15 protein-coding genes and 1 riboswitch are annotated in these 12,715 nt (G+C 66.6%); of the genes, 3 read left to right on the forward strand and 12 right to left on the reverse strand.

The annotated features are described in order from the left end of the window. Positions 1-60 precede the first annotated feature (60 nt). From nusB to O0J73_RS07985, 4 genes are all read right to left on the reverse strand, one after another. A complete protein-coding gene (nusB, locus tag O0J73_RS07970) occupies positions 61-540 on the reverse strand; it encodes a transcription antitermination factor NusB (protein ID WP_008266434.1) in 480 nt (159 codons plus the stop codon). Continuing rightward, positions 537-1,004: a 6,7-dimethyl-8-ribityllumazine synthase gene (ribH, locus tag O0J73_RS07975; protein ID WP_008266794.1), complete on the reverse strand. Its 468-nt coding sequence runs from the start codon at positions 1,002-1,004 to the stop codon at positions 537-539. Before ribH ends, nusB begins: the two co-directional genes overlap by 4 nt. Positions 1,005-1,082: 78 nt before the next feature. Next, on the reverse strand, positions 1,083-2,183 hold the full coding sequence (gene ribB / locus O0J73_RS07980; RefSeq protein WP_197563857.1) for a 3,4-dihydroxy-2-butanone-4-phosphate synthase: 1,101 nt from the start codon (positions 2,181-2,183) through the stop codon (positions 1,083-1,085). After that, on the reverse strand, positions 2,180-2,806 hold the full coding sequence (locus tag O0J73_RS07985; RefSeq protein ID WP_014035963.1) for a riboflavin synthase: 627 nt from the start codon (positions 2,804-2,806) through the stop codon (positions 2,180-2,182). Before O0J73_RS07985 ends, ribB begins: the two co-directional genes overlap by 4 nt. A 74-nt stretch (positions 2,807-2,880) precedes the next feature. After that, positions 2,881-3,025, reverse strand: a riboswitch (FMN riboswitch). Between the two features lie 230 nt (positions 3,026-3,255). Between O0J73_RS07985 and O0J73_RS07990 the strand changes: the two genes are divergently transcribed. Together O0J73_RS07990 and O0J73_RS07995 are read left to right on the forward strand one after the other, a co-directional pair. Next, positions 3,256-3,876, forward strand: coding sequence for a hypothetical protein (locus O0J73_RS07990; RefSeq protein ID WP_004154189.1), 621 nt, complete (start codon positions 3,256-3,258; stop codon positions 3,874-3,876). A 152-nt stretch (positions 3,877-4,028) separates the two neighbouring features. After that, positions 4,029-4,913, forward strand: coding sequence for a hypothetical protein (locus tag O0J73_RS07995; protein ID WP_308308445.1), 885 nt, complete (start codon positions 4,029-4,031; stop codon positions 4,911-4,913). A gap of 86 nt (positions 4,914-4,999) precedes the next feature. Here the strand turns inward: O0J73_RS07995 and ribD are convergent, their stop codons facing one another. From ribD to O0J73_RS08035, 8 genes are all read right to left on the reverse strand, one after another. Further along, a complete protein-coding gene (ribD, locus tag O0J73_RS08000; protein WP_308308446.1) occupies positions 5,000-6,085 on the reverse strand; it encodes a bifunctional diaminohydroxyphosphoribosylaminopyrimidine deaminase/5-amino-6-(5-phosphoribosylamino)uracil reductase RibD in 1,086 nt (361 codons plus the stop codon). A gap of 78 nt (positions 6,086-6,163) precedes the next feature. Further along, positions 6,164-6,685, reverse strand: coding sequence for a transcriptional regulator NrdR (gene nrdR / locus O0J73_RS08005; RefSeq protein ID WP_004154186.1), 522 nt, complete (start codon positions 6,683-6,685; stop codon positions 6,164-6,166). Between the two features lie 94 nt (positions 6,686-6,779). Then, the gene (locus tag O0J73_RS08010) at positions 6,780-7,211 is read right to left on the reverse strand and encodes a hypothetical protein (RefSeq protein ID WP_308308447.1); all 432 of its coding nucleotides are present in this window, start codon (positions 7,209-7,211) and stop codon (positions 6,780-6,782) included. A 113-nt stretch (positions 7,212-7,324) separates the two neighbouring features. After that, positions 7,325-7,762 (reverse strand): hypothetical protein, encoded by a 438-nt coding sequence (locus tag O0J73_RS08015; protein ID WP_308308448.1) that lies wholly within the window; start codon positions 7,760-7,762, stop codon positions 7,325-7,327. Positions 7,763-7,858: 96 nt separating this feature from the next. Then, positions 7,859-8,281 (reverse strand): hypothetical protein, encoded by a 423-nt coding sequence (locus tag O0J73_RS08020; protein ID WP_308308449.1) that lies wholly within the window; start codon positions 8,279-8,281, stop codon positions 7,859-7,861. Between the two features lie 27 nt (positions 8,282-8,308). Beyond that, entirely contained in the window at positions 8,309-8,725 is a 417-nt protein-coding gene (locus tag O0J73_RS08025) for a hypothetical protein (RefSeq protein WP_004154181.1), read from the reverse strand. A gap of 124 nt (positions 8,726-8,849) precedes the next feature. Beyond that, positions 8,850-10,103, reverse strand: a complete 1,254-nt coding sequence (glyA, locus tag O0J73_RS08030) for a serine hydroxymethyltransferase (protein WP_308308450.1) — start codon at positions 10,101-10,103, stop codon at positions 8,850-8,852. Positions 10,104-10,276: 173 nt separating this feature from the next. Beyond that, positions 10,277-10,750, reverse strand: coding sequence for an RcnB family protein (locus tag O0J73_RS08035; protein ID WP_008267952.1), 474 nt, complete (start codon positions 10,748-10,750; stop codon positions 10,277-10,279). Positions 10,751-11,006: 256 nt separating this feature from the next. Between O0J73_RS08035 and ettA the strand changes: the two genes are divergently transcribed. Next, entirely contained in the window at positions 11,007-12,671 is a 1,665-nt protein-coding gene (gene ettA, locus O0J73_RS08040; protein WP_005412220.1) for an energy-dependent translational throttle protein EttA, read from the forward strand. The last annotated feature ends 44 nt before the right edge of the window (positions 12,672-12,715 follow it).

A 12,715-nucleotide genomic window follows, 5' to 3' on the forward strand; every position in this document is an offset into this window, starting at 1 on the left:
GGCCGGCAACCTCAGGATCCCTGCAGCTGCCGGCCAGCGGCCGGCACTACCACAGGCGGGTCAGTGACCCGATTCGACCTTGCGCCATTCCACGGCGGCACGATCCAGCACGCCGTTGACGTAGGTGTGGCCGTGCTCGGAACCGAAGCGCTTGGCCGATTCGATGGCTTCGTTGATGACCACGCGGTACGGCACGTCCAGGCGGTAGCGCAGCTCGTAGCCGGCCAGGCGCAGCACGGCGCGCTCGATTGCGTCCACTTCTTCGATGCCACGGTCTAGGTACGGGCCGAGCGCTTCGTCGATGTCGCGGCGGTTGTCCAGCACGCCATGCACCAACGCTTCGAAATAGGCCAGATCGGCAATCTCACGGGCCTGCTCGTGGGCAAACTGGGCAATCAGCGATTGCGCGTTGCCGCCGGAGATCTGCCAGGCATACAGCGCCTGCACGGCACGACGGCGGGCGCGCGAGCGCAGCACCGGGTCGACGCCATCACGGCGGACGGGTTTACCGGAGGGCTTGCCCTGGGTGTTCTTGTTCATGGCAGTTGCTCCAGCAGGTTGACCATTTCCAATGCGGCGAGTGCGACTTCTTCGCCCTTGTTGCCGTGGCTGCCGCCGGCACGGGCCTCGGCGTCTTCAGCGCGTTCCACCGCCAGCACGCCGTTCAGCACCGGCACGCCGAAATCCAGCTGCACGCGCATCAGGCCTTCGGCGCAGCGGTCGGCCACGTGTTCGTAGTGGCGGGTATCGCCACGGATGACGCAGCCCAGGGTGAGGATGGCGGCGTGTTCATGCGCGGCGGCCAGGCGTGCGGCCACCAGCGGCAGTTCCCAGGCACCCGGCACGCGGATCACGTCGATGTTGGCTTCGCTGATGCCGTTGCCGGCCAGGCTCAGGCGGGCGCCCGCGACCAGCGCGTCGGTGATGCGGGCATTCCAGCGGCTGGCCAGGATGGCGAAGCGCGCCGACTCGGGAGTGCGAAGATCGCCTTCGTAGTGGCTCATATGCGGCTTGGGGGACTCGATAAGGGGGTGATTCTACCGTGGATGGGCCCCGGGGCGCCCGTGGGTAGTGCCGGCGACTTACAGGGCCACCGTCTCCACCACTTCCAGGCCGTACCCGGCCAGGCCGACCTGGCGGCGCGGGGTACCCAGCACGCGCAGCTTGCCCAGCCCCAGGTCGGACAGGATCTGCGCGCCGGCACCGTTGCGGCGCCACTGGCCCACATCCTTGTCCTTGCCCGGCACCACCGGCGCCGGCTGCTGGCGCAGGCGGGCCAGCAGGGCCTCGCCATCGCGCGGGGCCGACAGCACCACCATCACGCCCGCGCCTTCGGCATCGATCGCACGCAGGGCATCGGTGGCGGCCACGCCGAAATCATCACGGCGCCAGTGCAGCAGGTCGGCCAGCGGGTTTTCCACCTGCACGCGCACCAGCGTGGGGCTTTCCGCGTCCGGGGTGCCACGGACCAGGGCGAAATGCAGGTCGTGGGCGATGCGGTCGCGGTAGGTGACGAGCTTGAATGGGCCGAATTCGGTGTCGATGTCGCGCTCATCGACGCGCTCGACGGTCTTTTCGGTGGCCAGCCGGTAGGCAATCAGGTCGGCGATGGAGCCCATCTTCAGGCCGTGCTCGCGGGCGAACACTTCCAGCTCCGGGCGGCGCGCCATGCTGCCATCCGGGTTCAGGATCTCCACGAGTACGCCGGCCGGCTCCAGCCCGGCCAGCATGGCCAGGTCGACGCCCGCTTCGGTGTGGCCGGCACGGGTCAGCACGCCACCCGGCTGGGCGATCAGCGGGAAGATGTGGCCCGGCTGGTGCAGGTCGGCCGGCTTTGCATTCGGCTTCACCGCAGTGCGGATGGTGTGAGCGCGGTCGTGTGCCGAGATGCCGGTGGTGACACCCTCGGCGGCCTCGATGCTGACCGTGAAGTTGGTCTGGAACTGTGCGGTATTGGCCTGCACCATCGGCGCCAGGCCGAGGTCGGCGGCGCGGGTGCGGGTGAGCGGCAGGCACACCAGGCCACGGCCGTGGGTGACCATGAAGTTGATGTCCGACGGCTTGACCAGCTCGGCGGCCATGATCAGGTCGCCTTCGTTCTCGCGGTCTTCGTCATCGACGATGACCACCATGCGGCCCAGGCGGATCTCTTCCAGGATTTCCGGAATCGGGGCGAAATTCATGCGGCATCTCCATGTGGGTGCTGACCGTTGGTCGGCACACCGATCAAACGCTCGACGTAACGGGCCACCAGGTCGATTTCCAGGTTCACCGCGCTGCCCACGCCCGAAGCAGAGAAGGCGGTGTTGGCCACGGTGTGCGGGATCAGGGCGACTTCAAAACCTTCATCATCCACTTCGTTGACGGTGAGGCTGACGCCGTCCACGCAGATCGAGCCCTTCTTGGCGATGTAGCGGCGCAGCGAGGCCGGCGCGGCGAAGCGCCAGCGCTGGGCGCGCGCGTCTTCGTGGATGGACAGCACCTGGCCGAGGCCATCGACGTGGCCGCTGACCAGATGGCCGCCGAGGCGGTCGGTCGGGCGCATGGCGCGCTCCAGGTTGATGACCGCGCCCTCGCCCAACTGGCCCAGCGTGGTCAGGCCCAGGGTCTCGGTGGAGGCATCGGCCTGGAAGCTGCTGGCGTCGAATGCGATGACGGTGAGGCAGACGCCGTTGATGGCGATGCTCTCGCCCATCTGCACGTTGTCGAACGGCAGATTCCCGACATTGAAGGTGAAGCGGACATCGCCGCCGATGGATTCGCGTGCGGCCAGACGGCCGACGCCTTCGATGATTCCAGTAAACAAGTAACGTTCTCCGCGAAAAGTGAGCGAAAAACGCCGCAAGGCAAACAGGCGCACGCAGGGCAAGAGCCCTGTGGCACCGTCTTCTTTCATCCGGACTATGACCGTCGGCTCCGGCATTGGACCGGATCTGCTGACCCCCGGCGTAGGCCGGGGCGCTCGCGGGCTCGTGCTTGCGCACCTACCGCCGGTGGGGAATTGCACCCCGCCCTGAAGACGTTTGTGTACCGGCGAACCGGCCTGGGTAGTGTACCAGCCGCTTTGCCGGGGTCGCGCAGGGCCGGGCCATCCCACGTTCAGCTGTGACCGGCGTCGCGTTGCTGGCCATGCCTTCGCCCCGCGGCTCGCATTCTGTAAAATTTTCATTAAAATCCGTCGCCGGACGACATGAGGTCGCCACGGGCCGCCCGCAGGGCCGGCTCGCCAATGGACTGAAATTCACAGGAATTCCCATGCGCAAGATCCTGATCGTGGCCGCTCTGCTGGCCGCCGCCCCCTTCTCGGCTTCGGCCGACGCCCTGAGCTACACCTACGTGGAAGGCGGCTGGACGCAGGTCAAGGTTGACGACAACGCACTGGACGACCCCAAGGTCGACGGCGCCTATCTGCGCGGTTCGTTCGCACTCTCCGAGCAGGTGCACGTGTTCGGCGGCTGGTCGCGTACCCGCAAGACCTACCACTACAACGACGGTTCGCTGAAGCTGGAACTGGACCAGCCGGAGCTGGGCATCGGCTACCACATGCCGTGGACCGACCGCGTCGACTTCACCGCCGACGCCGCCTGGGTGCGCCAGAACGTTGAGCTGACCGATCGCTACTACGGCTACTCCGAGCGCCTGAAGGACCACACCAACCTGGGCCGCGTCACCGTGGGCCTGCGCGGCAAGCCCTCGCCCATGACCGAAGCCTGGGTCAAGACCGGCTACATGGATGGCGGCAACAACTTCAAGGGCACCTGGGTGGGCACCCTGGGCGGCCAGATCAACTTCACCAGGACCTGGGGCCTGGTGGGCGAGATCTCCGGCTACCGTGACGTCACCCAGTATTCGGCCGGCGTGCGCGCCAGCTTCTGATCCAACGATCGCTCCTCGTCGTGCGATCGAACGGGCCCCCGCAAGGGGCCCGTTTTTTTGGCCCACGCACACCCGCGCGTGACCCCCTGCCGCCATCGAACCTGCGCGAAGATGCGCTAGGCTTGCGCGCCTCTGGAACAGGAAACACCGTCATGAAGACCCCAATCCGCACCCTGCTCGCCAGCGCCCTGCTGTGCGCCCCTGCGTTCGCCACCGCCGCACCGGCCACGCTCTCGCCCGAGCATGCCTTCGACCTGTATGCACGCGTGCTGCTGGAGGACGATGCCGCCGCCACCCGCGCGCTCAACGATGCGCTGAAGCCCGCGTTCGAGGGCAAGGATGCGGTGACCCCGACCCCGGGTGCGCTGGCCAAGGCACTGGCCGAACCCTGGCAGACCGTGCTGGCCAGCACCGGCGCCAAGGTGGACGCTGCCGCCACCGAAGCGCTGTACGCCAAGGCCCTGCGTGATTCGAAGTGCCGCGCCACCCAGAGCGTGATTGAAGACAACGAATACGTGGAAGACCAGAAGCTGGCGCGGATCAGTTTCAGCTGCCAGGTGCCCAATCTGGACAAGGTGCGCCCGCTGTTCGCCGCCAGCCTGGCCGCCGATGCCAGCCCGGCCGTGCGCAAGCAGTTCACCGATGCCTACACCCAGGCACTGCAGACGGGCGCGCGCGTGCCGGTCAGTGGCACCTTCACCCTGTACCCGGCCAAGGAAAACGGCTACTGGTACAGCGGCAATTTCGATGATCTGGTCGGCACCGTGGCCGGCGCGCTGGCGCCGTTCGAGGACTGGATGCAGGACGCGCAGGCGGCCAGCGCACCGAAGGTGACCGGCGTGCCGGGCTGCGACCTGCTGCTGCAGCAGCATCGTGCCTGCGTGGCGAAGATCGCACCGGAACAGATCAGCGGCGTGGATGCGATGGCCGAGGAACTGAAGGCCAAGGCGCAGGTGCAGTCGGCCGAGGAGATGACCCAGGAGTGCAAGGCACTGCGCCCGATCGCCGAGATGATGTGGACCGACGCGTGCGCGTGAGCCGGTAACGATGCAGGCTGGGCCATCATCCACATCATGCGTGGATGATGGCCCAGCACCGACCCAGGCCGTCCTCTACCAGAGCATTACGCGCGCAGCAGCAACCGCAGGTCCTCGCCCACCTGGCGCTGATCGACCACGCGCAGGCGGCGCTGCTGGTCCATCGCGTCGATGCCGAGGCCAGCCAGCAACGGGCGGCCACTGTCACCCAGCAACGTGGGCGCCAGGTACAGCAGCAGTTCGTCTACCCAGCCACCGCGCAGCAGCGCGCCGGCCAACGTTGCGCCCGCTTCGGTGTGCACTTCGTTGATGCCGCGCTCGGCCAGCAGCGCCAGTACCGCGCCCAGATCGAGGTGCCCATGGCGCAGCGCCACGCTGGCAAATGCGGCGTCGGCTGCGTCGGGGGGACTGACGACCGCGTTGTGCAGGTACAGCGTCGGCGCCCCACCCTCGCGCACACGACTGCATTCCAGCGACCGCAGGCGAGAGTCGAGCACGACGCGCAGCGGTGGCATCACTTCGGTATCGGCCAGGCGCACGGTCAGCATCGGGTCATCGGCCAGCACGGTGTCGGCGCCGGTGAGGATGGCGCCCGCACGCGCGCGCCAGTGCTGCACGTCTTCGCGCGCCGCCGCGCCGGTGATCCACTTCGACGTGCCGTCGGCCATCGCGGTGCGGCCGTCCAGGCTGGCGGCCAGCTTCACCCGCAGCCACGGACGGTTGCGCTCCACGCGCGACAGGAAGCCCTTGTTGAGCTCGCGGGCCTGCGTGGCCATCAAACCCTCGGCTACGTCGATGCCGGCCTCGCGCAGCAGATCGAAGCCACCACCATCGACCTTCGGGAACGGATCGCGCATCGCCGCGACCACGCGCGATACGCCAGCCTCAATCAGGGCCAGGGCGCAGGGCGGTGTACGCCCGTAGTGCGCGCAGGGTTCCAGCGTGACGTAGGCGGTGGCACCGCGCGCTTCGTTGCCCGCTTCGCGCAGCGCGAACACTTCGGCATGCGGCCCACCGGCACGCTGGTGCCAGCCCTGCCCGACCACGCGTTCGCCGTGGGCGATGACGCAGCCGACCATCGGGTTGGGGCGAGTGGTGTAGGCACCGCGCTCGGCCAGACGCAACGCGTTGGCCATGTGCAGGTGGTCAAGGACGGAGAACGGGGTGGTCATGCCGCCATGGTAACGCCGCCAGCATGGATCCATGCCATGCGGTCTCTGTGCCAACCAGGGTTGGCACCCACCAGGGCGTCAGCCCTTCTTCTTCTTGGTCAGGGCGATCACATCGCCCAGCAGCTGCAGCTGTTCGGTGCTTGAAGGCAGTTCGCGTTCCAGCTTCTCGATCTCCTCGCGGAAATCGGCCACATCCTCGAAGCTGCGGTACACCGAGGCGAAACGCACGTAACCCACATGGTCGAGCTTGCGCAGTTCGTTCATCACGAACTCGCCGACCTTGATGGAAGGCACTTCGCGTTCGCCACTGATGCGCAGCTGGTGAACCACGGCGCGCACCGCTGCTTCGATTTTCTCTTCGGGCACGGCGCGCTTCTGCAGCGCGCGGTCGAAGCCGGCGCGCACCTTGCGCTGGTCGAAGGCCTCGCGGGTGCCATCGCTTTTGACAATGGCCGGCAGCTTCAGCTCGACCGTCTCCAAGGTGCTGAAGCGTTCGTTGCAGGCCTCGCACTCACGCCGACGACGGATCGTCGCGCCGTCTTCGGAGACGCGCGAGTCGATGACCCGGGTATCGGCATGCTGGCAGAAGGGGCAATACATGGAACGCCTGGCTCGCGAGAAGACCTGCGGCCACGGTCGTGGCAGCGTCGCAAAGGTACCTGAGAAGGGGCGCAGCAGCAATCTCCGCGCTTCTTCACTCAGGCCCGCCGCCCTTTGCCAGCCATCGGAAGTGGCAGGCGAGGCTGAGCCAGGGAGCTCCCCAACCCATCGCCAACACCAGCAGAATCGGCTCCCATCCAAAGCCCGGGACCGTCATGATCGATGCGGACACAACCTGAGCGGCAGACAGCAGAAACAGCGCCATCAGCATTGGCGCGGCCGCTTTCAATCCGTCCGGTCCACGCGTCTGCCATGTATTTGCCAGCCAGACAACAAGAATGCACGCTGCCACGGACAGCACACCCCAAGCCGCACCCCATGCGAGAAACGCTCCCTTGCCGCTGCCATGTGCCCATCCCCACAGCAGCACCAGCAGGCCCGCCAGGCCAGCCAATGCGCAGGGAATGGAGAAAAACAGGCTATGAAGAAGCAGATAGAGGCCGTGTCGACGGCGTACGGTGCGCATTGAGGTGTCCATGCAGGAAACCTAGGCCGGCTTTCCCCAGCAAACCATGCAATTTCTTTGAAACCGCGGGTCGTGCCGTCCCAGCGGCAATGACGACATGTGCCCCGAAGGCTTTACTCCTCCTGCCTTGAAAGCCACCGCATATGCCAGCTCAAACTGGCCCATGGAGCGCAGATAGTCATCAGGAAGGGGGTATACAGCAGAGCTGCTGGCTCCCACCCAATGGCCGTGAACAGCATCGCCACCGCCGCAGTGGCCTGGAACGCAGAAACGATGGGCAGCGCCGCCAGGCAGCCCGCATGCGAATGTAGCCCTTCCATACCCGCAGTCCGCCAGCTGTCGCCCAGCACTACAGCTGCATAGGCGCTCCAGACCGACATCACCACCCAGTTGGCGGCAGCCATCAGGAACGCTTCGGATGGCTGCGGCCTGGCGAGCCACACCATGAAGAGCGCGCATGTGGCCAGCACGCCAACCAACGCGCACGGAATGGAAAACAGCAACAGATGCCACCGCAACCTGACGTGCGTAAGGCGACCCAGCGGATTCATGCGGTATCCCAACCGTGAAGACCGCTGGGAGCTTAGGCAGGGCGCGCGCCCACTACCATGCAACTTGTCTTAAAAATCAGCGCACGGATAACCGGCTCACGTCCCCCAGCGCAACCACGCCAGGTGTGCGGCCGGCAACAGGAACGGCGGTCCCAGGCCCAGGTAGCTCAGCAGCGCGAACTCGCCGTCCTTGAACACCAGATGCAGCGTGACGGCGACCACAGCCAGCGCGGCCAGGACGCCCAGCAGCAAGCCCACCCACGCCGCCGGCGACGATTGCCGCAGTCCATCACGGCCGCGCCGCAGGCATACACCGCTCAGCCACAGCCATGACAGCAGGCCGATGATCCCACCCAGCGACCACAGCAGCAGCAACGTGGGTTCGTTGCCAGACAGGTACTTGCCGTCCATCGCGACCATCAGCCCCAGCACCGCGACGGTTCCGCCGGCAGCAAGTGCAGGCAGGCCAAGCACGAGACCGCCCACCGCAACCATCCGTTTGTGCAGATGCTCATCCATGCATCCGGTCTCCTTCCATGGGCCGCGTCATGGGCGGCGTTTGAGCCACAGCAGCATCGCGGCCGGTACCAGCAGTGGCGGGCCGAACAGCAACAGGCCAAAGCCCTCCGCGCGTTCGGTCAACCCGACCACCACGCCCAGTACAGCGATGGACAGGGCAACCAGCGCACCCAGCAGCAGACCCCACCACCCGATGCGGCTCACGGCCCGCAGGCCCGGCCGGCCGTGCAGCAGAAAATCGACGCTGATACGGAGCCAGACAACGATGCCTACCGTGCCGACAGCGCCCAGCAGCACCATCAGCAACCGGCTCAGCAGCCGGTTTTCCTGCGTCAGGCCGCCGTACACGCCCACCAGGGCGACAATGCCGCCCAGCAGCGCTCCCGGCAGGCCGAACACCACCGCAAGAGCGGCATACAGGTACTTGAGGCGGCGCTCGTCCATGCGCGGGTGCTCCGATGCCGGGGTCAGAGCCCTTCCTTGCGGGAAGGGTTCCGACCCCTGCTTCGATACGGGCTTCGGGGTTGGATCCCTTTCCGTCAGGAAAGGGCGCTGACCCCTTCTCCGGTCAGCCGTAGACCGGATACTTGCGGCACTGCGCGCTGACCGCGTCGCGCACGCGGGCGATGACCGCTTCATCGGCCGGTGCATCGAGCACGTCGGCGATCCAGTTGGCCAGGTCCACGCAGTCCTGCTCGACGTAACCGCGGGTGGTCACCGCCGGGGTGCCCAGGCGCAAGCCCGAGGTCACGAACGGCGAACGCGGGTCGTTCGGCACCGAGTTCTTGTTGACGGTGATGTGGGCCTTGCCCAGTGCGGCTTCCGCATCCTTGCCGGACACGTCCTTGCCGATCATGTCGACCAGCATCAGGTGGTTCTGGGTGCCGCCGGAGACGATCTTGTAGCCGCGCGCGATCAGCGTGGTCGCCATCGCCTGGGCGTTCTTCACCACCTGCTGCTGGTAGGCCTTGAAGCCCGGCTCCAGCGCTTCCTTGAAGGCCACGGCCTTGCCGGCGATGACGTGCATCAGCGGACCGCCCTGGATGCCCGGGAACACGATCGACTGCAGCTTCTTGACCAGGTCTTCGTCGGCGCCCTTGGCCACGATGATGCCGCCGCGCGGGCCGCGCAGGGTCTTGTGGGTGGTCGAGGTGACCACGTGGGCGTGTTCCAGCGGGCTCGGGTAGACGCCAGCGGCGACCAGGCCGGCCACGTGGGCCATGTCGACGAACAGGTAGGCACCGACCTTGTCGGCGATGGCGCGGAAGCGCGCCCAGTCGATCACCTGCGAGTAGGCCGAGAAGCCGGCCACGACCATCTTCGGCTTGTGCTCCAGCGCCAGGCGCTCGACTTCGTCGTAATCGATCAGGCCCTGATCGTTCACGCCGTACTGCACGGCGTTGAACAGCTTGCCGGAAGCATTCACCTTGGCGCCGTGGGTGAGGTGGCCGCCGTGGGCCAGGCTCATGCCGAGGATGGTGTCACCCGGCTGCAGCAGGGCGAAGTACACGGCCTGGTTGGCCTGCGAGCCGCTGTGCGGCTGCACGTTGGCGTAGTCCGCGCCGAACAGCTGCTTGAGGCGGTCGATGGCCAGCTGCTCGGCGATGTCCACGTATTCGCAGCCACCGTAGTAGCGCTTGCCCGGGTAGCCTTCGGCGTACTTGTTGGTCAGCTGGCTGCCCTGGGCTTCCATCACCGCCGGGCTGGTGTAGTTCTCGCTGGCGATCAGCTCGACGTGGTCTTCCTGGCGCTGGGTCTCAGCGGCAATGGCCTTGGCCAGTTCGGGATCGTAGGATTCGATGCGGACGTCACGCGGGAACATCGGGTACTCCAGCAGGCAGGGAAAGGGGGTACGACTCAGCCCTCGATTGTAGCCCCGCACCGGCCTGCTGGGGCCGAAACGGACGGGGCCGGCATCCCCGAAGGAATCCGGCCCCGTATGGTTTCGCCTGCCGTATCAGCCACGCCACGCCATGCGTGGACCAGACCGCCGGCTCAGCGCCCGCTGAGCACGTACTGGGCGATCACGCCGGTGGCGATGGCCACCAGCAGCATGTTGCCGCGGTCATCGCGGATCCAGTGGTGGCCATAGGGCGGGCGGCGCAGGTGGTAGCGCGGGTAGTCGTTCACCACGTAGACCGGGCCGGAGTAGTAGTTGCGATAGGGCGAACCGACGCGCCAGCCGTAGCTGCCATAGCGCGGCGGCGGTGCCGGCCGATAGACCACCCGCGGCGGTGCCGGGCGGTAGTAGCGGTCGTGGTCGCGGTGCCAGTCGCGGCGGTCACGCTCCCAGTCACGCCGGGCCTCGCGGCGGTCGCGTTCCCAGTCACGGCGGTCCTGGCGCCACTCGCGGCGGTCTTCGCGCCACTCACGGCGGTCGCGGTGGTCGTTGTCGGCGAAGGCCGGGGCGACGGCACCCAACGCCAGCACAGAGGCCACGGCGCCGGCCATTACTCGATTGATGCGCATGTCAGACCTCTGCTTGAGTGGGTGGTGGTGAGCCCATATTGCGCATTTGATCTGAACCGTTTCCAGCTGGAAACGCTTCCCGTTTCAGGACTGTGACCGGGTATTCAGGCGATAGCCAGCCCGGCGCCCCCTGCCCGGCGCGGCCCGGAAGCGGTTCCGGCTATAATTGGCAGTACACCTTTTCAGTCTGTGCCCGCTGCCGCAACGGGATGTTCCCGTGACGGACCGGGCGCAGGGCCGCGCCTACGGAGACCTCATGTCCTCGCAATACATCTACACCATGAACCGCGTGTCCAAGGTGGTCCCGCCCAAGCGGCAGATCATCAAGGACATCTCGCTGTCCTTCTTCCCGGGCGCGAAGATCGGCCTGCTGGGCCTGAACGGCGCCGGCAAGTCCACCGTGCTGAAGATCATGGCCGGCGTGGACACCGATTTCGAGGGCGAGGCCCGCCCGCAGCCGGGCATCAAGGTCGGCTACCTGGCGCAGGAACCGGAACTGGACCCGACCAAGACCGTGCGTGAAGCGGTCGAGGAAGGTGTGGGCGAAGTGCTGCAGGCCCAGGCCGCGCTGGACGCGGTGTACCTGGCCTATGCCGAGGAAGGCGCCGACTTCGACGCGCTGGCTAAGGAACAGGAGCGCCTGGAGGCGATCCTGGCCGCCGGCGACGCGCACACCCTGGAAAACCAGCTGGACGTGGCCGCCGATGCGCTGCGCCTGCCGCCGTGGGATGCCGTGGTCGGCAAGCTGTCCGGTGGTGAGAAGCGCCGCGTGGCGCTGTGCCGCCTGCTGCTGCAGAAGCCGGACATGCTGCTGCTCGACGAACCGACCAACCACCTCGACGCCGAGTCGGTGGAGTGGCTGGAACAGTTCCTGGCGCGCTACACCGGCACCGTCGTGGCGGTCACCCATGATCGCTACTTCCTGGACAACGCCGCCGAGTGGATCCTGGAACTGGACCGCGGCCGCGGCATTCCGTGGAAGGGCAACTACACCGACTGGCTGACCCAGAAGGACGAGCGCCTGAAGCAGGAAGACAACCAGGAAAAGGCTCGCCAGAAGGCGATCCAGAAGGAACTGGAGTGGTCGCGCCAGAACGCCAAGGGCGGCCGCACCAAGGGCAAGGCCCGTCTGGCCCGCCTGGAAGAGCTGCAGTCGGTCGATTACCAGAAGCGCAACGAGACCAATGAAATCTTTATCCCGCCGGGCGAGCGCCTGGGCAATGCGGTGATGGAGTTCAAGAATGTCTCCAAGAAGTTCGGCGACCGCCTGCTGTTCGACAACCTGAGCTTCCTGGTGCCGGCCGGCGCCATCGTCGGCATCATCGGCCCCAACGGTGCCGGTAAGTCGACCCTGTTCAAGATGATCACCGGCCAGGAAAAGCCGGATACCGGCGAGATCGTGGTCGGCCCGACCGTGAAGCTGTCCTACGTGGACCAGAGCCGCGACGCGCTGGAAGGCAACCACAACGTCTTCCAGGAAATCGCGGGGGGCCTGGACATCCTCAACATCAACGGCATCGAGATCCAGTCGCGCGCCTACATCGGCCGCTTCAACTTCAAGGGCCAGGACCAGCAGAAGATGGTCGGTTCGCTGTCCGGTGGTGAGCGTGGCCGCCTGCACATGGCCAAGACCCTGCTGCAGGGTGGCAACGTGCTGCTGCTCGACGAACCGTCCAACGACCTGGACATCGAAACCCTGCGCGCGCTGGAAGATGCGCTGCTGGAGTTCCCGGGCAACACCTTCGTCATTTCGCATGACCGCTGGTTCCTGGATCGCATCGCGACCCACATCCTGGCGTTCGAAGGTGACTCGCACGTGGAGTTCTTCCAGGGCAACTACCGCGAGTACGAAGAAGACAAGCGCCGCCGCATGGGCGACGACGCTGCGCCGAAGCGCCTGCGCTTCAAGGCGCTGAAGTAAGGCAACAGGAAAGGCCGCGCTCGCGCGGCCTTTCTTCTTCTGTG

Source organism: Stenotrophomonas sp. Sm6012 (assembly GCF_030985895.1).
In the GTDB taxonomy this organism is placed as follows: Bacteria; Pseudomonadota; Gammaproteobacteria; order Xanthomonadales; family Xanthomonadaceae; genus Stenotrophomonas; species Stenotrophomonas forensis.